21 protein-coding genes are annotated in these 23,169 nt (G+C 69.4%); 11 read left to right on the plus strand and 10 right to left on the minus strand.

Annotation, left to right across the window (positions count from 1 at the left end):
* Positions 1-50: 50 nt before the first annotated feature.
* The 4 genes from HD596_RS26795 to HD596_RS26810 form a co-directional block, all read right to left on the minus strand.
* Positions 51-995 (minus strand): hypothetical protein, encoded by a 945-nt coding sequence (locus HD596_RS26795; protein WP_185072069.1) that lies wholly within the window; start codon positions 993-995, stop codon positions 51-53.
* Between the two features lie 108 nt (positions 996-1,103).
* Positions 1,104-1,424 (minus strand): hypothetical protein, encoded by a 321-nt coding sequence (locus HD596_RS26800; RefSeq protein WP_185072070.1) that lies wholly within the window; start codon positions 1,422-1,424, stop codon positions 1,104-1,106.
* Positions 1,424-1,651 carry a hypothetical protein gene (locus HD596_RS26805; protein ID WP_185072072.1) on the minus strand — a complete coding sequence of 76 codons (228 nt, stop codon included), beginning with the start codon at positions 1,649-1,651 and terminating at the stop codon, positions 1,424-1,426. The genes HD596_RS26800 and HD596_RS26805 overlap by 1 nt, the downstream gene beginning before the upstream one ends.
* 177 nt (positions 1,652-1,828) lie before the next feature.
* Positions 1,829-2,146 carry a hypothetical protein gene (locus tag HD596_RS26810; protein ID WP_185072073.1) on the minus strand — a complete coding sequence of 106 codons (318 nt, stop codon included), beginning with the start codon at positions 2,144-2,146 and terminating at the stop codon, positions 1,829-1,831.
* 208 nt (positions 2,147-2,354) lie between these two features.
* On the opposite strand from HD596_RS26810, the gene HD596_RS26815 reads away from it, so the two are divergent.
* Positions 2,355-3,548, plus strand: a complete 1,194-nt coding sequence (locus HD596_RS26815) for an NsdA family TPR-like regulatory protein (RefSeq protein WP_185072075.1) — start codon at positions 2,355-2,357, stop codon at positions 3,546-3,548.
* Between the two features lie 28 nt (positions 3,549-3,576).
* Entirely contained in the window at positions 3,577-4,293 is a 717-nt protein-coding gene (locus tag HD596_RS26820; protein WP_185072077.1) for a creatininase family protein, read from the plus strand.
* A gap of 507 nt (positions 4,294-4,800) precedes the next feature.
* On the opposite strand, the gene HD596_RS26825 is transcribed toward HD596_RS26820, so the two are convergent.
* Together HD596_RS26825 and HD596_RS26830 are read right to left on the minus strand one after the other, a co-directional pair.
* On the minus strand, positions 4,801-5,670 hold the full coding sequence (locus HD596_RS26825; RefSeq protein WP_185072079.1) for a hypothetical protein: 870 nt from the start codon (positions 5,668-5,670) through the stop codon (positions 4,801-4,803).
* 751 nt (positions 5,671-6,421) lie between these two features.
* Positions 6,422-6,598 carry a hypothetical protein gene (locus tag HD596_RS26830; RefSeq protein ID WP_185072080.1) on the minus strand — a complete coding sequence of 59 codons (177 nt, stop codon included), beginning with the start codon at positions 6,596-6,598 and terminating at the stop codon, positions 6,422-6,424.
* Positions 6,599-6,673: 75 nt separating this feature from the next.
* Here HD596_RS26830 and HD596_RS26835 point away from each other — a divergent pair, with 75 nt between their 5' ends.
* From HD596_RS26835 to HD596_RS26855, 5 genes are all read left to right on the plus strand, one after another.
* Complete coding sequence (locus HD596_RS26835) at positions 6,674-7,816, plus strand: sensor histidine kinase (RefSeq protein WP_185072081.1); 1,143 nt, start codon at positions 6,674-6,676, stop codon at positions 7,814-7,816.
* A 4-nt stretch (positions 7,817-7,820) separates the two neighbouring features.
* Positions 7,821-8,447 carry a response regulator gene (locus HD596_RS26840; RefSeq protein WP_185072082.1) on the plus strand — a complete coding sequence of 209 codons (627 nt, stop codon included), beginning with the start codon at positions 7,821-7,823 and terminating at the stop codon, positions 8,445-8,447.
* A 95-nt stretch (positions 8,448-8,542) separates the two neighbouring features.
* Positions 8,543-8,947 (plus strand): hypothetical protein, encoded by a 405-nt coding sequence (locus HD596_RS26845; RefSeq protein ID WP_185072084.1) that lies wholly within the window; start codon positions 8,543-8,545, stop codon positions 8,945-8,947.
* A gap of 226 nt (positions 8,948-9,173) precedes the next feature.
* Positions 9,174-10,349: a nitric oxide synthase oxygenase gene (locus tag HD596_RS26850; RefSeq protein WP_185072085.1), complete on the plus strand. Its 1,176-nt coding sequence runs from the start codon at positions 9,174-9,176 to the stop codon at positions 10,347-10,349.
* Positions 10,350-10,352: 3 nt separating this feature from the next.
* Positions 10,353-11,126, plus strand: a complete 774-nt coding sequence (locus HD596_RS26855) for an enoyl-CoA hydratase-related protein (RefSeq protein WP_185072086.1) — start codon at positions 10,353-10,355, stop codon at positions 11,124-11,126.
* Between the two features lie 5 nt (positions 11,127-11,131).
* Here the strand turns inward: HD596_RS26855 and galK are convergent, their stop codons facing one another.
* On the minus strand, positions 11,132-12,244 hold the full coding sequence (gene galK / locus HD596_RS26860) for a galactokinase (protein ID WP_185072087.1): 1,113 nt from the start codon (positions 12,242-12,244) through the stop codon (positions 11,132-11,134).
* Positions 12,245-12,287: 43 nt separating this feature from the next.
* Between galK and HD596_RS26865 the strand changes: the two genes are divergently transcribed.
* Positions 12,288-13,088: a 1-aminocyclopropane-1-carboxylate deaminase/D-cysteine desulfhydrase gene (locus HD596_RS26865; protein ID WP_185072088.1), complete on the plus strand. Its 801-nt coding sequence runs from the start codon at positions 12,288-12,290 to the stop codon at positions 13,086-13,088.
* On the opposite strand, the gene HD596_RS26870 is transcribed toward HD596_RS26865, so the two are convergent.
* The 3 genes from HD596_RS26870 to HD596_RS26880 all read right to left on the minus strand — a co-directional run bounded on the left by HD596_RS26870 (position 13,061) and on the right by HD596_RS26880 (position 14,774).
* The gene (locus tag HD596_RS26870) at positions 13,061-13,732 is read right to left on the minus strand and encodes a DUF6766 family protein (protein WP_185072089.1); all 672 of its coding nucleotides are present in this window, start codon (positions 13,730-13,732) and stop codon (positions 13,061-13,063) included. The genes HD596_RS26865 and HD596_RS26870 overlap by 28 nt on opposite strands.
* 79 nt (positions 13,733-13,811) lie before the next feature.
* Positions 13,812-14,192 carry a hypothetical protein gene (locus tag HD596_RS26875; protein WP_185072090.1) on the minus strand — a complete coding sequence of 127 codons (381 nt, stop codon included), beginning with the start codon at positions 14,190-14,192 and terminating at the stop codon, positions 13,812-13,814.
* 33 nt (positions 14,193-14,225) lie between these two features.
* Positions 14,226-14,774 carry a hypothetical protein gene (locus tag HD596_RS26880; protein ID WP_185072091.1) on the minus strand — a complete coding sequence of 183 codons (549 nt, stop codon included), beginning with the start codon at positions 14,772-14,774 and terminating at the stop codon, positions 14,226-14,228.
* Positions 14,775-14,902: 128 nt separating this feature from the next.
* Here HD596_RS26880 and HD596_RS26885 point away from each other — a divergent pair, with 128 nt between their 5' ends.
* From HD596_RS26885 to HD596_RS64925, 3 genes are all read left to right on the plus strand, one after another.
* Positions 14,903-19,858: a hypothetical protein gene (locus HD596_RS26885; protein WP_185072092.1), complete on the plus strand. Its 4,956-nt coding sequence runs from the start codon at positions 14,903-14,905 to the stop codon at positions 19,856-19,858.
* Between the two features lie 105 nt (positions 19,859-19,963).
* Positions 19,964-20,689: a TetR/AcrR family transcriptional regulator gene (locus HD596_RS26890; RefSeq protein ID WP_185072093.1), complete on the plus strand. Its 726-nt coding sequence runs from the start codon at positions 19,964-19,966 to the stop codon at positions 20,687-20,689.
* Between the two features lies 1 nt (position 20,690).
* On the plus strand, positions 20,691-23,165 hold the full coding sequence (locus HD596_RS64925; RefSeq protein WP_185072094.1) for a PEP/pyruvate-binding domain-containing protein: 2,475 nt from the start codon (positions 20,691-20,693) through the stop codon (positions 23,163-23,165).
* Positions 23,166-23,169 lie beyond the last annotated feature (4 nt).

Raw genomic sequence — 23,169 nt, forward strand, 5'->3', positions numbered from 1 at the left:
AGGTGCTACCGGGAGGGGCAAACGAGGTTCTCCCGGTAGCGGACGACGCGTCAGATCCAGTCGAGGTCGGAGTTGTCCGTGGCCGTCTTGGCGGGGGCGCCGGTGACGGCCGGGGGTCGGCCGTTCTTCTTGGCCGGACGCTCGGTGGGGTCGGTGTCGTCGATGTCCGGCACGTCAGCGAGATCGAGCTGCGCCGGAACGGTTGCGACCGGCCGGGGGATGGCCGGGACATCGGTCGGCAGGTCCTCGGTGAGGGGGGAGCCAACCAGGCCGCCGAGGACATCACGGCGTTTAATGTCCAGGTAGATGGCGGCGGAGTTGGAGGAACGAGCCTTGGTCACGGTGACCGAGGCGGCCCAGCAGGCGACGGCGATCTTGTCGAGTTGGGATTCGATCTGTTCCAGGGATAGGCCCGGGCGCAGCCAGACCCAGACGCGTTCCCCGACCGGGATGGGCTTGGCCACGCCGATGAAGGGCAGATGGCCGTGCCGGTCGGCGGGGAGGAAGGTGTTGAAGCAGGTACGCAGGCGATGCCGGACGATAAGGCACCACAGCAGCGCCAGCATGTAACGACGCACGACCGGCACGAGGCCGATAGAGGCGATCGTGCTGGCGTAGATGACGCCTGTGATGATCGGGTTGATCTGGTCTTGGAGGTACACCCAGCCGCCGATCAGCAGCATGGCGAGGGTGATTTCCGGCAGCCACCACCAGATGGCACGCAGGACGGGCCAGATGGCGATGATGCAGGCAACCAGGCCGCCGACGATGGTGCCGGCTATCAGGCCGAGCGGCACGGCGGCGAGTGGGTGCAGGTATTGGGTGGCGATGACGGCGGTGAAGGGGCCGACGATGGCCATCACGACGTAGAAAGTGATCTTTGCGGTGCGCAGGTAGCTGTACTGCACGTTGGTTTGGATCACCGTGACGGCGTTACCGCGACGGCCGATGCCACCTCTGTTGTTGTGGTGCGTGCCGAAGGTACGCTTGGACATGGCTCTCCTCCTGTCGAGGGTGGGGAATTGAGGCGGGACCGTGGCGTGTGGCAACAGGCACGGTCCCGTCCATGTCTTCAGGAGAGGCTGATCAGCCCTCCAAAGTAATCAGTGCAGGTCCTCTTGCGGGTTGGCGAAGCGGCACGTAACCGCCTCGGGCGGACCCTCGCATACGACTGCAGATGGATCCTTGCGGGGCTCCTTCTTCTTTTTCGCGGGCTTATCGCTGCCGCGATGCACGGAAGGTGCCGGGTCCGCCGGGGCGGACGTGGTGTTGAGGGACTTCAGCTTGTCGCTGATCCGATCGCCGAGGTCGTTCATCTCACCGCTGTTCATGGCTCCGAACGCGAACGCGATTGCGACGATGACGATGAGAAGCTGGATACCCAGGCCGACGTTCTGAGTCGTGGAGACCTTGTCTCTGGCCATCACACAGACACCCCCAGGGCGTCGGGTTCGAGGCTGAAGTACAGGATGCTCAGCTGCTGTACGCCGAGCTCGCGCTTGATGCGGTTTTCGACGATGTGGGTGTAAACAGCCAAGCGGCTGGTTCCCGGCTTTGCGTCGAAGGTGCCGGCGACAGTGGCTTGCGCACTGCCGATGAGCACGGTCATGAGGTACATGTACCGCGTGGTGGTTTGCGTGTTGGCGTTCATGCAGTCTCCGTTTCAACGGGCGCTGACTGCTGATCCGGGTCCGGAACCGGCCTGGATGTGAACATCAGCGCCGATCCCGAATCTCCGGTTGGTTGCCTGGAGATGTGGCAACGAATCTCCAGGTGATCTCGTTGTGCGATCTTCGACAATTCGACCGACGAAGATCGGGAACGCGGTCTACTTACTGGCGGGAGCGCCAGCGGGCTTGATGTCAGCCGCGCGGAAGGCCACGCCGTTGCGACCGTTGGTCGCCCAAGGCAGTGCCTCCAGCTTGAACAGGGCGACCTGAGAACCAACGGTCACCGTAGGCCTTTCACCGGCCGTGGTGATGTTGATCATCTCGCCGCCCGTCTCGTCCAGCGCCATGACCTGCGTGACCCACATCGGTCGGCCGGTCTCCCGCTCGGACTTCTGACGCCCGTTCTGGTCGGACTTCTCGACCGCTTCCTTCGTCACCATGAACGACTTGCCGGTGACGTCGATGAAGAGCTTCACAGAGCTCACCTCCGAATCGAGGGCCGCACCCCTGTGGTGCGAACTCCCTGTGAGCTCCATGAAACTGTCATCACGTGGCATTACGGCAGCCGACAAAACTCAACATGACTTAACGAAGCTTGTTAACCCTGCGCGAGCAGCACGTTCATAGGGCATCATAGGTTTGCTAAGGGGTTGACAACCGTAGGCCGGGCCATTGCGAGGTGCGATGGATATTCCAAACTTGCTCAAGCAAGCCCGGAAGCGGCATGGCTGGTCCCAGGAGCAAGCCATCGTCCGTTTCGAACAGATTGGCCGCGCACTAGAGATCGACATTCCCTCTCGGTCCAGCTTGCGCACTCTGTTCTCCATGTTTGAGAACAACCGTCGAGAAGTTCCCGAGACTTACCGACGGATATTTTGCGAGCTATACCGAGCCTCCGACACCGACCTCGGACTTGACACAAGGTCCGGGATCATCATGGCAACGCCGCCCACACTGCCTCAAGCTCTACCGGGTGCCCCTTCACCCGAGGTGATCACCTATCTTGCGAACGTGCTGGCTGAGCACACGCGGGCCGACACTCTTCTTGGCCCGCTCTACCTGGTACCAGCCGTACAAGCCCAACTTCCGCTAATAGATCGACTTGTGCAGTCAACCCGTGGAACCGACCGCCGCCAGATGCTCGAAGTTGCTGCGCGGTTCGCCGAGTTTTGTGGCTGGCTCTACCAAGACTCTGGTGACCCGGAATGCGCGATGCATTGGACCAACCGGGCACTCGACTACGCTCAAGAATTGGCAGACCCTCAGGGCGTGGCCTACATCCTCATGCGAAAGAGCAACATCGCCACCGAGGCCGGGCAACCCGGACAAGGTCTAGGCCTAGCCAACGCCGCACTCAATGCCGCACCGAACCTCACTCCACGACTTCGTGCCGTCTCTCTCCGGCAACTCGCCAACGCACACGCTCTTCTCGCCGAACCCCGCGAGTTCGAGTCCGCCATAGATCAAGCCATTCAGTACGCCACTGACGGTATGACCCAGCTCGCAACAGACAAGGCGCGCTACTGCACGCCCTCGTACGTCGAGATGGAAGCCGGCATGTCCTGGGTACTTCTCGGCAAGCCAAGCGCCGCCGTGTCCGTCTTCGAACACAGCCTCACACAGTGGCCTGAAGCCGCTCAGACCCGTGACAAGGGTCTCTGTCTAGCTAGGTTGGCCACCGCAGCCGCAGCCCAAGGCGAGATCGAGCGCGCCCTTCAGGCCGGCACCGAGGCCTTGACCATCGCCCAGAAGACCGGTTCAGCTCGAATCCGAGCACAGTTGGCAGCTCTTCGCGATCGCTTGACACCTGTCGCCCAGCTGCCTTCCGTGCAAGACTTGTGGAAACAGTTAGCCCAGGTCACGCATCACGCCGCATAAGCAACACGCTTCGCTGCAAGGAGACATCGTGAATCATTTGCTGCCAACTCAAACAACCAAGGATGAACATGCGCGAGACGCGCACGTCGCCATCCTGCCGATTGGCAGCTTTGAACAACATGGTCCGTATCTGCCGCTAAGCACTGATGCGGCCATCGCGTCGATCATCGCTCGCGAAATCGCGCAGCTCTACCCGGTACGCCATTTGCCACCAATCACCATCTCCTGTTCCCATGAACACAAAGCTTGGCCCGGAACAGTGAGTATCTCAGCGAGGACGCTCTTCGCTCTCATCGCAGACATCCAGGCTTCTCTACGAGCATCTGGCATCGACAAGCTAGTGTTGATTAACGCCCATGGTGGTAATTACGTGCTCTCCAACGTCGTGCAGGAAGCCACCGTCACCGAACGATGCATGGCACTCTTTCCAACCAATGCCGACTGGAAAGCAGCACGCGCTAAGGCCGAAATGGAAACCACCAGCCACGAGGACATGCACGCTGGCGAACTCGAAGTTTCCATCCTCTTGGCGACTAACCCCGAGTTGGTGCGAGACGGCTACGACACTGTCGATCACATAGCCGACGATCGCAACGATCTTCTTACCGTCGGCATGGAGGCATACACCAAAACAGGTGTCATCGGTCGGCCCTCACTGGCCACCGCCGACAAAGGCCGAACCGTCCTTGACCACCTCGGCAAGGCATTTCGTTCCTGCCTCCGAAGCATCGATGTAGTCGTGTGACGTGTGAGAACTTTCTCTACAAACTTAAAGCGGCCCGAAAGCGGGCCGCTCGGGCGGCCGACCTGGGGGAAAGCATGAGGTGCTGGGACTTGGGGTCCCAGCACCTCAGCCGCGTCACCGCGCCCCCGCGTCGGCTCGCCCGACAACCAAGCAGATCGGGCCGCAAGAGATTCAGAAGGCCGCGAAGCTGAGAAGAGGGCGCACTATTCGGGTCACGGGGCCGAGCTCGCTAAGCGCACGCGTGCCCAGGCGCCGGCGGGGCCTTACCGCATGCCTCCGGCGGGGGCGCTCCGGCTCCGGGCAGCTGGTGGAACCTGCCCGCCTGCCGCCGTCCCAGAGCAAGCCCTAGCAGACCAGCCGCGGGGCCGCCTCCGCTCCATCACGACGCTGACATCGGGCGCGCGGCCGGGGCAGCCCCGCGGCTGGCCCGCTACCCGTGGGGTGGGACGACAGCAGACGGGCAGGCGCTGTCGCGGATGAGCTCGACGCCCAGCATCCCAGTCAACATCAAGCACCGCCGTTGGTAGTCAATGCGATGATCGTGATGACGACAGCGGCAGCTAGCGCAAGGCCGGTAAAGAAGCCGCGCTTTATCCATATCCATCCCGCAGGCGACGGTGGCCACTGCGTATGGCTCTGAACCTCGTCGGCCTGGATCGCACGCAGCTCTTGGAGCTCCTGGACGACCTCCTCGATACGTACTGTCGCCTTATTCAACGCGAATGACCCAGAGTCAGCATATCCCGAGTTTTGGGACGAGAAGGAGGCATTGTTTGAGCTTTCAACAAAGCTTTCCAGGAGATGCCAGGGAATCTCATTAGCTGCGGAGCGGAACATGTAAATGCGATCGCCCAAGCCCTCCAGCTGTCTTGTTGCATCCAACAGAAGTGAAGTATTGTCTTCCAAATTCCCGAGTTTTTGGGATGCGCTGTAAAGAAGAGAAGTATTGTCCTGAAGATGCGACAAGCGACGGGCGGCTTCGTAGAGAAGATGGGTATTGTCTTCGAGATGACGCAATCTAGAAGCGGCCTCATAGAGCAACTGAGCACTGTCATACGGTCGATCGAAAGCTTCGAGCATCAGAGACCGGAGAGTCTCTACCGTTTCCTTGCTGCTGGACTTCAGATCGTTTACAGCCCCGAGAAGGTCATGTTTAGTTGTTGTGATGGCTGTCAGCATTAGATCTTTTAGTCTGTCTTCAGTAAGCCCCGAGATCCTATTTAGTGCGGACGCGGCGTCTCCCTCGTGCGCCTTCTTCCATTCATGAAGAAGTTCTTTTGGAAACTTCTTCTCATTATCTTTGTTGTCGATTTGAACATGATGACCTTCGCACAGCAGGAGCATGTTACCGAAACTTGTGCGAATCTCTTTCGGCATCGTCGGGTCATGTCGTGGACCGCCTGGTTCTCCACATATATGTGCGATCTTCCCGTATACATACGGGTTCCCGTCTTCGAGCATTTGAACTACTGGTCGAGGACACTCCGGGGCATAGCACTCCCCTCGACTGAGGAGGAAGAGAGCCTTCTGGACAGCAGCAGGAATGTGATCTTTGCTCATGTTTGCTCCGGCTGGGAGGACGACAACGAAGCGGGGAAGAGCGGTTGAAGGCCATCGTAGAGACGCAGCCCGACAGTTTCTGTCCAGACCGTCGCGCAACACTCCAGCTGGGGAAGAAAGATCGAGCGATCGAGTGACAAACTGAGTGACATCGAGGATGCCCCTTGTCGCACAACCATGCACCTCAGTGCATGCCGAGCCCTGAGCTGAGCAGCAAAAACCGCAGTTCCTATGATCGAATAGCTACTCTTACAAGCGAAGGGTCACGAGGTGGCCCAACCAGCGCATGTCAGCTTTCGACACGTGATTGGCTGACGGGGCGAAGGGGAGCCAAGTGGGGAGCCACGCCAGGTGAACGAGTCTGAACCGGACGGAACTCAGTAGACCGACCAACGGCGTCTCTGAACCCCTATGGACTGATCAGAACGGCAAGAGCCTGGTTCGAGTCCTATCGCGGGAGCTTCGGTAGAGCTCAGGCCCCCTTCCTGGATCAAGGACAGGGGGCCTGCGCCGTTCCAGGAGCCGTGCCGAAAGCTCCCTTCCCGGGGGCCTTTGGCGTTTGCGGTGGTCAGGAGGGGCGTTTGGCGACGATGCCGGTCAGCGCCCAGCCGAGGCCGACGACGAGGCCGCCGACGATGGCGACGACGCCGACCCCGCCGGTCTGGAGCAGCGCCAGCAGGGCGATCACCACCCCGTAGACCACGGTCAGGGCGAGCATCAGGCGGAGATACGTCTTCTGGGTCATACGCACACGATCGCGCGGCGCAGGACAGTGGTCTGTCCCCCGATCGGTGGACATGCTCCCGGTAAAATGTCGATCATGGGCAGTCCCGTGGACGCGCGGGCGGAGAACGCCTGGTTGCGGTCCTATCCGTTCTGGGACGCATACTTCGCGATCGTGCTGATCGCCACCATCATCACCATCGTGGTGGACGGCGGCGCGCCGGCCGCCGTCATCCTGCTGCTCCTGATCACCGTCTCGTACGCGCTGTGGGGCCGCCAGGCCGTGCGGGCGCCGGTCGCCCCCACCAAGGAGGGCTGGTGGCACGCCGCCGCGATGATCGTCCTGTTCACCGCGGCCGACCTGCTCGCGCCGCAGTCCGCCGTCGCGCTGTCGGCGCTGATCCCCATGACGTTCATGGCGCTGCGGCGGGCGCGGGCCGTGGCCGTGACGGTGGCCATGTTCACCGGGCCCGCGATCCAGCTCATGGCGGACAACGGCTCGCACCCGCTGCTGATCGCGGTGGCGATCGTGCTCGGACTGTCGGCCAGCACGCTGCTCGGGGTGTTCATCGACCGGCTCGGGCGGCAGAACACCGAGCGGGCCCGGCTGATCGCGGAGCTCGACCGCACCCGGGAGGAGCTGGCGGAGGTGAGCAAGGAGGCCGGGATGCTGGCCGAGCGCGAGCGGCTGGCCGGTGACATCCACGACACGCTGGCCCAGGGGTTCGCGAGCATCGTGATGCTGCTGCAGGCCGCGGGGGACGGGCACGACCCGTACGTGCGGCGCGCCATGGAGACGGCCAGGGAGAACCTGTCCGAGACCCGCGCGCTCATCGCCGCCCTGGCGCCGCCCGCGCTGGAGGGCGCCTCGCTGGAGGAGGCGCTGGGGCGGCTGGCCAAGGGGTTCGAGCTGCCCGTGGAGGTGAGCGTCGCCGGGGCCGCCGACGTGCCCGCCCTCGTGGCGGAGGCGCTGGTGCGGGCCGCCCAGGAAGGGCTGGCCAACGTCCGCAAGCACGCCCGCGCCCGCTCCGTACGGCTGGCCCTCGAACACGTGCCGGGCCCGGCCGTACGGATGTCGATCGCCGACGACGGGCGCGGCTTCGACCCCTCGGCCGGCGGCGACGGGTACGGCCTGCGCGCGATGCGCAACCGGGTGACCCGGCTCGGCGGCACCGTCCGGATCACCGGCTTCCCCGGCCAGGGGACCACGCTCGCGGTGGAGCTGCCGTGCTCCGGGTGATGCCATGCTCAGAGTGATGATCGTCGACGACCATCCCGTGGTCCGCGAGGGGCTGCGCGGGATGCTGCTGGCCGAGCCGGACCTGGAGGTGGTCGGCGAGGCCGGGTCGGGGGACGAGGCCGTGGTCGTCGTGCCCCGGCTGCGGCCCGACGTGATCCTCATGGACCTGCGCATGCCGGGCGGCGACGGGGTCAGCGCCATCGAACGGCTGGGGCCCGGCCACCGGGTCATCGTGCTGACGACGTACGAGGACGACGGGGAGATCCTGCGGGCCGTCTCCGCGGGCGCGGCCGGATACCTGCTGAAGGACGTGTCGCGGGCGGACCTGGCCTCGGCCGTGCGGGCGGCGGCCGGCGGCCGGACGGTGCTCTCGCCCTCGGTCGCCGCGCGGCTGGCCGGGCGGCTGGTTGGGCGGCGGCCCGCCGTGCCGGTGCTGTCGGAGCGGGAGCGGGAGGTCCTGGAGCTGGTGGCCCAGGGGCTCACGAACGGGGAGATCGGCAGGCGGCTGTTCATCGGGGAGGCGACGGTCAAGACGTACCTGCTGCGGGTGTTCGGCAAGCTGGGCGTCTCCGACCGCACCTCGGCCGTCCTGGCCGCCCTGGACCTCGGCCTCGTCCACCGCCGCCCCTGACCGTTCCTGAAGATCTCTTCGGGTGCGTTAAGCCCTCCTTCAGGTGCGGCGCGCCACCCTCGGGCTGTCTCATCGACTCGGGGAAGGAGACCCCAATGTTCAAGCGACGCGCCGCCGTCGTCCTCACCGCCGCCGCCCTCGGACTCGCCGGCATGGCCGGGTCCGCGCTGGCCGACGACGGTCCGGTCGAGGTGCGCGGCGAGGGGCTGGTCACGGTCCACGGCGAGCCGGCCTTCCCGGCCGGCCCGCTCACGTGCTGGCTGGCCGACGGCAAGGTGGTGAAGTTCTCCAAGGCCAGGGTGGCCGAGCTCGTGGACGAGGAGTACGTAGAGCCGGCCCGGCCCGTGACCGTGGGCGGCGTGACGACCTTGCCCGCGGACCGGCTGTCGATCAGCGTCCCGGCCGGGGAACTGCCGCGCGAGGTCAAGATCGGCAAGCGCTGGCACCGCGGCCGCGTCATCCACCTCACGTGCGTGTGGAAGGACCACGCGAGCCGTTAGCCGCTCATCGCGCCCCGGAGCCTGCCGGCAAGCGGCGCCGGGGCGCGTTCATTTCATGGTTTGGCGGGACAAAGCAGAGAGCGGCTGGTAAGGATGGGTTACCGGTCCTGTGGGCCGGGAGCCGCGGGCAGGTCGACGGGGGCGAGGAGAGGGCGCCGCCACCAGGACGTGTCGCCGACCCGGAATCGGCGGGGCGATCCGATGACGGAGAAGTGCTGATTGCCGCGTGCGTACCTGGATTACGAGCCTGCGCCCCTTCGATGCCCTGACCGCGCAGGCGGTGCTTGAGCGAACCACCGACTTCCGCGAGGCGGAGCGCTTCATCAGGCTCTTCCACGCCGAGAACCCCCAGGCCGGAGGCCTGCACGCCCGGCTGCGCGACGTCTCCAGGGACGTGGCGCGCCACGGGACCTACACCCATACCTACGAGGAGCTGGAGTTCGGCGCCCGGGTGGCCTGGCGCAACAGCAACCGGTGCATCGGGCGGCTCTACTGGCGCTCGCTGAAGGTGCGCGACCGCAGGCAGGTGACCACGGCCGAGGGGGTCGCCCTGGAGTGCGTGGAGCACCTGCGGGTGGCCACCGGGAACGGCAAGATCAGGCCCACCGTGACCGTCCTGCCGCCCGACACCCCGGCGCTGCGCGGCCCCCGGATCCTGAATGACCAGCTCATCCGGTACGCGGGCCATCGCACCAAGGGGGGCCGCATCGTGGGGGACCCGCGCAACGCGGAGCTCACCGACCTGGCCAAGGCGCTGGGCTGGCAGGGCAGGTCCGGCCGGTTCGACGTGCTGCCGCTGATCATCCAGCCGAGCCTGGGCGATCCGCTGCTGTGCAACCTGCCGGGGGACGCCGTGCTGGAGGTGCCGCTGGTGCATCCGGAGTATCAGTGGTTCGAGGAGCTGGGCCTGCGCTGGCACGCCGTACCGGCTATTTCCGACATGTGCCTGGAGATCGGCGGCATCTGCTACCCGTGCGCGCCCTTCAACGGCTGGTACATGGGCACCGAGATCGGCGCCCGCAACTTCGCGGACGCCGACAGGTACGACCAGCTCAAGGTCGTCGCGGAGCGGCTCGGGCTGGACACCTCGACCGAGCGGACCCTGTGGCGGGACCACGCGCTGGTGGAGCTGAACGTGGCGGTGCTGCACTCGTTCGAGCGGGAGGGGGTCACGATGACCGATCACCACACCGAGTCGCGCCGTTTCCTCACTCACCTGTCGCGCGAGGAGAAGGCCGGGCGCGTCTGCCCGGCGGACTGGTCATGGATCGTGCCGCCGATGTCGGGCGGCGTCACCCCCGTCTTCCACCGCTACTACGACACCAGCGTGCTGAGCCCGGCCTTCGTCCATCACCGCCAGCCGCCGTCCTTGCCTTCCCAGGCTAGAACATGGTTCGGTTAGGGCATGGCAGAACTCGTGCTCTCATCCCTCGACCAGGGCGTACTCACGCTGACCTTCAACCGTCCCGACACCCTCAACGCGTGGACGGACGCCATGGGGCGGCGCTACTTCGACCTGCTGACGGAGGCCGAGAAGGACCCGGAGGTGCGGGCCGTCGTGGTCACGGGCGCGGGCAAGGGGTTCTGCTCGGGCGCGGACTTCAAAGCCCTGGCGGCGATCCGGAACGGCACCTACGACGAGGAGCCCGATCCGCGGCCCAACACGTTCCCGACCACGGTGGGCAAGCCGATCATCGCCGCCGTCAACGGGGCCTGCGCGGGGCTGGGCATGGTGCACGCGCTCGTCTGCGACCTCGTCTTCACGGCCGCGGACGCCAAGTGGACCACGGCGTTCCCGCGCCGGGGACTGATCGCCGAGTACGGGCTGTCGTGGGTGCTGCCCAGGCTCATGGGGCAGCAGCGGGCCATGGACGTCCTGCTGTCGGGGCGGGTGTTCACCGGGGCCGAGGCGTACGAGCTCGGGCTGGTCAACCGGGTCGTGCCGGGGGAGGGCGTGCTCTCCGAGGCGCAGGCGTACGCCCGGGAGCTGGCGGCCTACAGCTCGCCGGCGTCCATGGCGGTGATCAAGCGGCAGGTGTGGCGCGACTGGGACGCCTCCCTGGAGGACTCCGCCGCGGCGGCCGTCCGGGAGATGATGGCCTCCTTCGGCCGCCCCGACTTCGCTGAGGGCGTCGCCAGTTACCTGGAGCGACGCCCCCCGAACTTCCCGCCCCTATGAGCGGCTCAGGCCAGGCGGTGGGCGCCGCGGGCCGGGGTGGCGGGAAGGAAGCGCGGAGCCTGGAAGCCGTGCTCCGCGTACGCGGCGGTCACCGACTCCTCGACGCTGGACAGGCGCTCCACCGGCACCAGGGCGATGGCCGAGCCGCCGAAGCCGCCGCCCGTCATCCGGGCGCCCCGCGCCCCGCCCCTGACGGCCGCCTCGACCGCGACGTCCAGCTCCGGCGAGGAGACCTCGTACTGGTCGCGGAGCGACAGGTGGGAGGCGTTGAGCAGGGCGCCGATCTCGGTGACGGCGCCCGCGCGCAGGAGGCCGATGAGGGCCTCGACGCGGTGGTTCTCGGTGACGATGTGCATCGTGCGCTTGCGCTCGTCACCCTGGAGCTGGTCGAGGGCCGCCGCCAGGTCCGTGACGTCGCGCAGGGCCGGGACGCCGAGCTTGCGGGCCGCCGACTCGCACTCGGCGCGGCGCTTGGCGTACTCGCCGTCGGCGTGCTGGTGGTGGACCTGCGTGTCGATGATCAGCATGCTCAGCCCGTGGGCGGCCAGGTCGAGCGGGATGTTGCGGGAGGCGAGCGAGCGGCAGTCGAGGAACAGCGCGTGGCCCTCCTCGCACAGCGCGGAGGCGGCCTGGTCGAGGATGCCGCAGGGCATGCCGACGAAGTCGTTCTCGGCCTTCTGGCTGAGCAGGGCGACCTCCATGGGCGTCAGGCCCAGGCCGTGCAGGTCGTTGAGCGCCGAGGCGACGGCCACCTCGAGGGCGGCGCTGGAGCTGAGGCCGGCGCCCGGCGGGACGTCGCCGTCGATCGCGATGTCCGCGCCCCGCACGCGCTCGCCCAGCATGGCGAAGACGCCGACGACGTAGCGCGTCCAGCCCGCCGACTGGTCGTGGCTTGTGAGCGTGACGGGCTCGCCGGGAGCCTGGAGGGACAGGAGCCGGATGGTGCCGTCCGTGCGCGGCGTGATCGCGGCCGTGACGCCCCACGGCACGGCGAAGGGGAGGACGAAGCCGTCGTTGTAGTCGGTGTGCTCGCCGATCAGGTTGACCCGGCCGGGCGCACGCCAGACGGTCTGGGGGTCCGCGCCATAGGCGGCACGGAAAGCTTCAACAACGCGCATAATCGAACACTCCTCAACACAGGCTCGACCGTAGACTAGCGCCATGGAAGAGCTCCTGGATCCCGGGCTCGGCCGGGTCCGGCTGTTCCTGATGCAGGACGACAACAAACCCCGCAAACTCCGGTACAACCTGGGCCATTCCCGCCTGCTCACCTTCGGTGGCGCGTACTCCAACCACATCAGGGCCGTGGCCGAGGCGGGGCGGCGGCACGGGATCGAGACCATCGGGGTCATCCGGGGCGAGGAGCACCTGCCGCTGAACCCCTCGCTCGCCCACGCGAAGGCGTGCGGGATGACCCTGACCTACCTCGACCGCGCCTCCTACCGGCTCAAGCACACCGAGGGCGTGCTGGCGGCGCTGCGGGCGCGCTGGGGCGACGACGTGGCGATCCTGCCCGAGGGCGGGAGCAACGCGGCCGCCGTGCGCGGGTGCGCCGAACTGCCGGGGGAGATCTCCGCGGAGTACGACGTCATCTGCTGCCCGGTCGGCACCGGCGGGACGCTGGCCGGGATCTCGGCGGGGCTGCCGGAGGGGAAGCGGGCGATCGGGTTCGCGGTGCTGAAGGGGGCGGGCTTCCTGGCGGGCGAGGTGGCCAGGCTGCAGCGGGAGGCGTACGGGCGCACCTGGGCGAACTGGGAGCTCAACCTGGACTACCACTTCGGCGGCTACGCCAAGTCGACCCCCGCCTTGGACGCATTTATCCGGAAATATCGTGTCGAGGGCATCTATGTGGCGAAGATGCTCTACGGGATCCTCGACCTCGCCCGGCAGGGCGCCTTCCCCGACGGCACCCGCATCGTCGCCGTGATCACCGGTCAGCCCTCCACGCCCGTCTCGGCGTGAGCGGCCCCCACCGGCTTCGACTCGGGTGACCCCCGCTGCCGCAGGTAGATCGAGAGCACCACCATCGACAGCACCGCGAGCAGCTCCGACTGCCAGTTCTGCAGGGTCCGGTCCCAGAACTCGGGCGCGGTCACGTACGACCACCACGAGAGCGGGTCGCGCAGGTCGCCGAGCCGATCCGAGTTGTACGCCGCCTGCCCCGTCACCGACTGCGCCAGCCACGACAGCACGAAGATGGCCCCCATCACCAGCCCCAGCGAGTTGCTGTAGACCCACAGCCTGGCCCCGCCTGCCCTGGCCCACCGGGGCGAGCGCGGGCCGGCGTGCGCCCCGATCCGCTGGTCCTCATCGGACTCCGTCCCCGCCCGATCCAGCTCCTTGGACTCGGGCGACCCCTTCTGCACGAGCCAGACGGTCAGCATGATGAACAGCAGGAACTGCAGGTACTCCGACTGCCAGTTCTCCGAGACGTCCACCGCGAACGGCGACGACGTCACGTACTGCGCGAACGAGACCTCCTCCGCCCCCTCGGCCCGCTGCACGTCGTTGTACTCCAGCATCCCGGCCAGGGCCTGGCCGCCCAGCGACAGCAGGAACATGACGAGGAACGCCAGCGCCAGCGAGTTCTGCTTGACCCACCTCATAGTCGCGAGAGCCCCACGACGAAGAAGAACGCCAGCCCGATCACGATGATCAGCATGGTGATCGTGAACATCGCCCGCATCAGTCCTCCACCTCGCAGTCGTAGGGGAGGTCGCGCACCGGCTCGCACCCGGCGGCCTTGACCCGCCAGCCGTCGGTGAAGCGGTGCAGGAAGAGCGTGTCGCCGGCCAGCCGGACCTGGGCGGCGTCTCCCCACACGCTGACCGACGTGACGGACCCGCCGGGCCCCAGCTTCGCCTCGCGCAGCGCCTCGGCGCAGGTCTGGCCGGGATCGGGAAGTTTCTCGGCGGTCTTGCGGGTGAGCATCGCGCACGCGGCGTCCTCGTGGTGCGCGGAGAGCGCCGCGTGGAAACGCTCGGCCGCCCGCGCCGGGGCGGCCGTGTCAGGGGCGCACCCCACGGTGACCAGCGCGAGCGCCGGCCAGATGAGCAGGTTCCTCATGGACCTCCGCTACCCCTGGATCACCCGCGCATGCTAGCCGCCGAGCTGGTCGAGGACCGGTGACACCAGCGCGTTGAGCTCGCGGGTCAGCACCACCACCGCCCGGTGCGCGCGCTGCTCGACCTCGTCGTGCGGCCCCTCGGGCTCGGGTGGCAGGTCGTCCAGGGGCACGGGCACCTCCAGGAGCAGCGAGGCCCGCAGGAACGGGTGCCGGGCCAGGTCCTGCTGGGTCGGCTCGACGTACTGGCCGAAGGTCTCCTGCCAGCCCAGCCACCCCCGGTCGCGCCACCAGGCCCGCGAGCGGGTCAGCTCCTCGGGCAGCGGCGAGACGACCCTGACCCGCGCGTAGAGCGAGCCGTCCCAGGTGTTGCGGTGGCAGGTGGCGTCGAGCACGCGCCGGTCCCACCGTACGTAGCCGGGGGTCAGCGCCGGCGGCGTGGCCAGCCGCCACGCGGCGCACGCGAACCTGACGGGGGCGATGTCCCCCCATTCGAACTCTTCGAGGTTCTTGCGAACGTGTACGGCATAGCGCCCGTCACGGTCTCTGTCGAACTCTTGATCGATCCAGAACGCCTTGCCCATGAGGACTACGCTACGGCCTCCCCCCTCGGCCGGGGCTCCAAAAGCACGCGCCATCTCCACAAATGACCTGTGACGGACGTGACACATGTGTAGCTTTTTCACATTGTTGGATGACTTTGGAGTGAGCAATGGCGTCAGAACAGCTCGACGCGGCCATGAGCCACTGGCAAGCGGGAGATCTCGACCAGGCCGCCGCGCTGTTCAGGCAGATCGCGGCCACAGGGGACCCGGAAGCCTCACACCTGCTGGCGGGCCTGCTGCAGGAGCAGGGCGACCTCGACGGCGCCGAGGCGGCGCACAGGTCGGTGATCCAGTCCGGCGACCCCGTGTTCGGGCAGCGTTCGGCCATCGCCATGGGCATGATGCTCGTCGCGGCCAAGGAGTGGCCGGCGGCGCACCGGGTGCTGACGATCGCGTCCGACGGGGCCGACTTCGAGGTGGCCGCGCTCGCCGACACGGCGATGGTGCTGGTGCTCACGCAGCTGGGCGACGTGGAGGGCGCGCAGGAGGCGCTGGAGCGGGCCCGCAGGTGTGACAGCTCGGCGGTGGCCGAGCTGGCCGCGCGGCTGGAGCTGCCCGAGTTCCACTTCCAGGACCCGGCCTCGGCCCGCGAGCTCTATGAGGAGGCGGAGGACGAGGACGACTTCCGGGCGCTGCTGACCTGCGGCGACCCCGACGTGGTGTCGCTGTCGGCGTTCCGGCTGTACCAGATCTACGCCGAGGAGGAGGAGTTCGAGCAGGCCAGGCAGGTGTGCGAGCACGCCATCGCCGTCGGGCACCCCGACCACCTGGCCATGGCGCACAAGCTGCTCGGCGCGGTGCTGGTGGACCTGGGCGAGTACGCCGAGTCCGCCGCCGCCTACCGCGTGGCCGCCGAGGACCCGAGGCCCGACCTCCGGTTGCCGTCGCTGATCGAGCTGGCCAAGGTGACCGCGTCGCTGGGCGACGTGGAGGAGACCAGGGCGATCTTCCGCCGGGTGATCGCCAGCGGGCAGCGCGAGTACGTCGTGCAGGCCCAGGCGTGCCTGGCCCAGATGCACGTCGAGGCGGGCGAGACGGCCGAGGCGCTGGCCGCGCTGCGCGCGGTGCTGGAGGCGGGGGAGGACGAGTGGGCGTCGATCTGCGTCACGCTCCTCGGCCTGCTGCTCGACCAGCATCCGGAGGCGTACGACGAGGCCATGGAGCTGGCGCGGTTCGCGTCCGCGCACGACGATCCCGACGCCGCGTTCAAGGCCACGCTGCTCCTGGAGCACGCCGCCAGGCAGCAGCCGCTGGCCGACCCCGTCGAGGAGCAGGCGCTCCAGGACACCGACGAGGGGCTCGCCCGCCTGCAGGCCGGTGACGTGGCCGGGGCCAGGCGGCTGCTGCGCAAGGCCGCCGACTCCGGCGCGGCCACGCAGTCGCTCAGGGCCATGGCGACGCTGGCCCAGCTGGAGATCGGCGAGGGCGACCGGGAGCAGGCCGACGAGCTGCTCGCGTACGTGGCCGAGGGCGACGACGTGCTCCAGGGCTTCAGCGCGGCCTTCCTGCTGCACCTGCTGCGCGAGTCGGGCGAGGAGCCGCACCCCGTGCTGGCCGCGATGCTCGACCACCAGCGGCTGGGCAGGGAGGAGGGGCTGGTCCGCTACCGCGCGGCCATGGACCATCCCGATCCGGCCGTCGCCGCGATCGGGTCCGCCGTGTTCGCACAGGTGCTGGCCTCCATCGGGTACGACCTGTCGGACGCGGCCAAGCTGTTCGAGTCGGCGGCCGAGAGCGGGGACCCGCTGGCGCTGTCGTACACGGCGGTGATCTGCAAGGAGGTGCTGTCCGACGGGGAGGCCGCGCTCGCGCTGCTGCGCCGGGCCACGGCGGAGGGGCATCCCGTGCTGGCGCCGTGGGTGGGGTACGCGCTGGGCGGGCTCGTCATGGAGCACGACCTGGGCGAGGCGCGGGCCGCGTACACGGCGGCCCTGGACGGCGGCAACCGCGGGCTGCGGATCGAGGCGACCGCCTCGCTGCTGACGGTGCTGGAGCGGCAGGGCGACCTGCTGGCCGTCTGCCGGCTGCACGAGAGGCAGATCGAGGAGGAGACCTCCGCGGACGACCGCTCGCGCGGCGCCTGGCTGCTCGGGCTGCACCGGGTGCGGGTCGACGACCTCGCCGCCGCGCGGGCGGCCTTCGAGCTGGCGACGGGGGAGCCGCGGGAGATGGGGCGCTTCGCCCGGTTCCTGCTCGACCGGGACCTCGACGCCGCCGCCGAGGCGCTGGCCGAGATCGAGGACGAGGGCAACGCGTTCCTGGTGAGCATGCTGGCCATGGAGAGCGCGCACGCCTGGCAGCGGCGCGGCGAGATCGCCGCCGCCGACGCGGCGCTCTCCATGGTGCTGGCCGCCGGGCACCCCAACTACCGGCAGGAGGCCGGCTGCTACCTCGGCGCGCTGCGGAACGAGGCGGGCGACAAGCGCGGCGCGCTGGAGGCGTGGGAGCAGGTCGCCGAGGGCGACGACGAGCGCCTGGCCGCCATCACGCTGCGCGACATCGGGCAGGTGCGGCAGGAGCTCGGGCTGCTGGTCGAGGCGGCCGCCGCCTACCGGGGGGCGCTCGGGGAGCTCGGCGAGGCGCGCAGGAAGGACGCGACCGTGCGGCTCGCCGAGGTGCTCGTCGCGAGCGGGGCGGCGCAGGAGGCCGGAGAGCTGATGACGGAGGAGTTCGGCGCGGCCGGGCGGCTCAAGTTCGCCGTCATTCTCCGCGACCACGGCGACCTGGGCGCCGCCCTGTCCCTCCTGGCGCCCGGCTCGGGCGACACGCTCGAGGAACAGGTGCTCGGGGAGCTGCTGGCCAGGACGGGCGACGTGGCGGGGGCGCGGGAGGCGTTCGAGCGGGCCGTGGCCGCCGACCCCGAGTCCGCGTCCGGTGCGCTGATATGGGCGGCCCGGACGCTGGCCGAGGCGGGCGACGACGAGTACGCCCGCTCCGCCTACGAACGGGTCGTCGCCCTGGACGACGACGAATGGCTCACGGCCGTCGCCCGCGTCCGGCTCGGCACGGCGTCGGCCAAGGAACGCGGATGGGTGCTGGCCGACGACGGTGACCGGGAGGGGGCGCTCGCGGCGCTGACCGAGTTCGCCGGGTCGGAGCTGATGGCCGAGGTGCTGCTCGCGCTCGACGAGGGCGACGCGAAGGCCGTACGCCGCCTGGTGGCCGCGGCGGACCCGCGGGACCGGCGGGAAGCCCTCGCCGAGACCCTGGAGCGGGCCCGCGGGCTGCGCGACGAGCACGCGGCCGCGGCGCTCTGCCGGGTGGTCGTCGAGCTGGGCGAGCCCGACCTCGCCGCGCAGGCCGCGGTGGACCTCGGCGTGGTCCTCGCCGAGCGCGGCCACCACTGCCGGGCCGAGCTGAGCACCCTGCCCGCCACCGAGCATCCGGGCACGGCCGAGATGGCCTGGCGCAACATCGCCATCCTCCGCCACCGCCGCGGCGACCTCGACGGGGCGATCGGGGCGGCCCGCGCCGCGATGCCCGCCACCGCCGTCGTGCTGGCCGACCTCCTCAACGAGCGGGGCGACACCGAGGGCGTACGCGAGGCGCTGACCGCCGGGGCGGCGGCCGGGGACCTGGAGAGCGAGCGCCACCTGATCGCCCACCTGCTCCTCGTGGAGGACCACGACGCCGTGGTGGCGGAGGCCGAGCGGGCGATCGGCACCGGCGACCCCGAGACCGTGTCGATGGGCTACTGGGCGTGGGGCGACGCCTACAAGGCGCGGGACGACCTGGAGAACGCGGCCCTCATGTACCGGCGGGGCGTGGAGACCGGCTTCCCCGCCACCTCGGCCGGCATCCGCGTGGACCTCGCCAAGGCCCTGCGCGGGCTGGGCGACGCGGCCGGCGCCGTCCGGGAGGTGCGGCTGGCCATGGAGTCCGGCGCGCCCGACGCGGTGGACCGGGGCGGCGTGCAGCTCGGCATCTGGCTGTACGAGGAGGACGACCACATGGGCGCCGCCCAGGCGTTCGCGGCCGCCGCGGGCGCCGGGTCCGAGGTGGCGGCGGGCAACCTGCGCGTGCTCGCCCACCAGGCGTCCGGCCGCGGCGAGCACGACCTGGCCGTGCGGATCCTGCGGCTGATGGGCGACGAGGCCGCCGCCGTGGCGCGCGAGCTGGGCGAGCGGTGCGAGGACCCGGCCGCCGTACGGGCCTACTTCGAGCTGGCCGAGCGGGGGGCGTTCACCGAGCTGGACGTCGCCGACCGGCTGGCGGAGCTGGGCGAGCACGCCGAGGCCCGGGCGATCTACGAGCGGCTCAGCCGGCACGACGACGCGGACGTACGCTTCGTCGCCGGCGGCAGGCTGCTCGAACTGCTCGACGACGAGGGGGACGACGAGGCGTTCTTCGACGTCGCGCAGCGGGCGGCGGCCGACGCCGACAGCCCCATCCAGGGGGTGTTCGGGAGCCTGCTCGGCATGCTGCAGGACAACCGCGGGGACACCGAGGCGTCCCTGGACACGTTGCGGGCGGCGGCGGCCGGGGGCGAGCCCATCGCGCTGGCCACGCTGGCGCAGACGCTGGTCGGGGCCGGGCTGGTGGACGAGGGGCGGGAGGCGTACCTGCGGGTGCTCGCCGCCGGCGACGCCGAGCTCGCGGCCCGGGCGGCGATCGCGCTGGGGCAGACGTACCACGAGGAGGACGAGGAACGGGCCCGGCACTGGTACCTGAGGGGCGTCGAGGAGGCCGAGGGGCACTACAGCGCGCTCGCGGCCATGTACCTGGGCGCGCTGGCCAAGCGGAACCGGGACTTCCCCGAGGCGCTCACCTGGTACCAGCGGGTCATCGACGCGGGCGACACCGAATCGGGGCTGGCCGCGGCGCACCTCGGCGAGCTGTGCTACTGGCTCGGCGACCACGACGGCGCCCTGCGCTACTACGAGCTCACGCTGGGGCTGACCGAGCAGGCCGACCTGGTGGCCGAGGCCGCCTGCCGGATGGGGGAGATCAGGTACGCCCGGGGTGACATGGAGCTGGCCCGGCGGCTGCTGGTGACGGCGGTGGAGACCGGCGACCCGTCCTTCGCCTCCCCGGCCTCGACGCTGCTGGCCAAGCTCGGGTAAGCCCGGGCGCGCGGCGCTTCACCGCTCTCGGCCACCCTTGGGGGAACTTGTCATTAATTTAATGACCCATTAGTCTCATCTGGTCAAACAAATGAGGTGAGACGGATGGTCAAGGTAGGACGGCCACCGCAGGACCCGGCCCGGCAGCTGGAGCGGGCCCACCGGATCCTCGACGCCACCGCCGAGCTGGTCCTGCGCTGGGGCTACGGCAAGACCACCATCGACGACGTGGCCAAGCGGGCAGGCGTCGCCAAGGGCACCATTTACCTGCACTGGAAGACGCGCGACGAGCTCTTCGCCGCGCTGCTGCGCCGCGAGCGGGTCCTCATGCTGGCCGAGGTCCGCCAGGGCGCGCCGGCCACGCTGGGCGAGCTGTACGGCGGGTACGCCCGCGCGCTCCTGCGCAGGCCGCTGCTCCAGGCGCTCATGCGGGGCGACTCGGACCTGCTGGGCAAGTTCACCCGCCAGAGGCAGCAGGCGGGCCAGTCGCCGACGATGGGCGCTCCCCTGGAGGCGTACGTGGCGGAGCTGGTCAAGCTGGGCGCGGTGCGCGCGGAGCCGGGCGACCACGCCATGGTGGCCAACGCCGTCCTGTACGGCTTCCTGTTCGTGCCGGACGGCCTGTCCCGGGAGGAATCCGCCGACCGGATCGCGTTCCTGGTGGCCGACACCATCGACCGGACCATGAGCACGGGCCGCCCCCTGTCCGGCGACGACGCGGACGCCGTCGCGCGGGCCACCCTCGACTTCCTCGCCGCCGCGCAGGAGATCGCCGAGCAGCGGCTGGCGGCCTCCATGGGCGGCACGCAGAAGGCTCAAAGGAGCGTGTGACGTGAAGGCCGTACTCCCTCTCGACGACGTGGCGGCCGACCTCGCGACCGTCGGCGGCAAAGGCGCGTCACTGGCCAGGCTGAGCAGGGCGGGGCTGCCCGTTCCCGCCGGGTTCCACATCACGACCGAGGCCTACCGGGCGTTCGTGTCGGCCTTCCGCGACGAGCTCCCGCACGCGCAGGACCCGCGGGCGCTGTTCGCCGCGCACGACCTGCCCGCCGGGATCGCCGCGGAGATCCGCCGGGCGTACGGGGCGCTCGGCGACGACGTGCCGGTGGCCGTGCGCTCGTCCGCCACCGCCGAGGACCTGCCGGACATGTCGTTCGCCGGCCAGCAGGACACCTACCTCAACATCAGGGGCGACGCCCTGCTCGACGCGGTCAGGCGCTGCTGGGCCTCGCTGTGGAACCCGCGCGCCATCGCCTACCGCGACCAGAACGGCGTCCCCCACGACGACGTGGCGCTGGCCGTGGTGGTCCAGGAGCTGGTGGACGCCGACGCGGCCGGCATCATGTTCACCGCAAACCCGATCAGCGGCGCCCGCGACGAGACCGTCGTCAACGCCTCCTGGGGGCTCGGCGAGGCGGTCGTCGGCGGCCAGGTCACCCCCGACACGATCGTCGTGTCCGGCGGTGCCGTCACTCAGGAGCAGGTCAGCGACAAGACGGTCATGACCGTGCGCACCCCCGGCGGCACCCGCGAGCAGCCCGTCCCGGAGGAGCTGCGCCGCGCGGCCGTGCTCGACGCCGCACAGGCCGTGGAGCTGGCCGCGATCGGCGCGCGCATCCAGAGCCTGTACGGCACGCCGATGGACGTCGAGTGGGCCAGGCGCGACGGGAAGCTCGCCATCGTCCAGGCCCGCCCGATCACCGGCATCAAGCCGCAGGTCGAGGAGTGGAACGACAGCCTCAAGGGCGAATACCTGTGGACCGGCGGCAACCTGGGCGAGGCCATCCCCGACGTGATGACGCCCATGACGTGGTCGTTGGTGCGCCTGTTCATCCATGAGGCCATGTCCGCCTCGGCCCTGCCCGGCTTCGACATGGTCGGCAACATCGGCGGCCGCTTCTACATGAACCTGAGCGTCGTCCACTCCATCGCCGGCGCCCTGGGCATGCGCGGCAGGCTGAGCGCGACCGAGCAGGTCTTCGGCAAGCTGCCGCCGGGGCTCGTCGTGCCGATGGTGCCGGTGTCGCGCTGGGAGATCATCAAGCGCGTCCTGCCCATGGCGGTCGGCGTCCGGCGCCGCGTACGTACCAACCTCAAGGGCATGCGCGCGTTCCTGGCCACCTCGCAGCGGCGCTGCGAGGAGCTGCGCGCCACGATCGCCGCCACCGGGTCGGGCCCCGAGCTGGCCGGGCTGTGGGACCGCGAGATCAGGCCCCACCTGGTCACCTCCTGCCGCATGCTGGAGGCCGCCGGCCGCCAGGGCGGCGCCACCCTGGTCTGGACCCGCGACCGGCTGCGCAGGATGATGGGCGAGGTCGACGCCGAGGCCATGCTGACCGGCGTCAACACCGGCGGCGAGCTGGCCAGCCTGGGCCCGGTGATGGGCCTGTCCAGGCTGGCGCGCGGGGAGATCACCAGGGACGAGTTCGCCCGCACGTACGGGCATCGCGGCCCCCACGAGTTCGAGGTGTCGATCCCGCGGCCCGGCGAGGACGACGCCTGGATCGACGCCCAGCTCGCGGGCCTGCGCGACCTGCGGGCCGGCACCGAGGCGCTGCTCGCGCGGCAGCGCAAGGCCAGGGAGGAGGCGTGGGCGCGCTTCGCCCGGCGCTATCCGCGCCAGGAGGCCAGGATGCGCGCCAGGGTGCGGCGCTGGAACGCGGTCGTGCGGGACCGCGAGTCCACGCGTTCGGAGAACATGCGGGCGTTCTGGGTGCTGCGGGCCTTCGCCGTACGGGCCGGGGAGCTGTCGGGCCGGGGCGACGACGTGTTCTTCCTCTACCTGGACGAGCTGCTGGCCCTGCTGCGGGGCGACCCGTCCGCGCTGGAGCGGGTGCCGGTGCGGCGGGCCACCTACGAGCGGTACGCCGCCCTGCCGCCCTACCCCGCGCTGATCGTCGGCCACTTCGACCCCGTGCGCTGGGCCGCCGACCCCGACCGGCGGGCCGACGTCTACGACGCGCGTGGCACGGCCGTGCCGGTGAGCGACACCGTGAAGGGCTTCCCCGGCGCCCCCGGCATCGTCGAGGGCGTCGCCCGGGTGATCTCGGGGCCCGAGGAGGGCGACCGGCTCAAGCCGGGCGAGATCCTCGTCACGACGCTCACGAACGTGGGCTGGACCCCGATGTTCCCCCGTGCGGCGGCCGTGGTGACCGACATGGGCGCCCCGCTGTCGCACGCCTCGATCGTGGCGCGCGAGCTGGGCATCCCCGCCGTGGTCGGCACCGGCAACGCCACCATGCGGGTGCGCGACGGCGACCGGATCAGGGTGGACGGCGAGCGGGGCACGGTCGAGTTGCTGGCGTGAAAAG

The organism is Nonomuraea jabiensis, assembly GCF_014204795.1.
Classification (GTDB): Bacteria; Actinomycetota; Actinomycetes; order Streptosporangiales; family Streptosporangiaceae; genus Nonomuraea; species Nonomuraea jabiensis.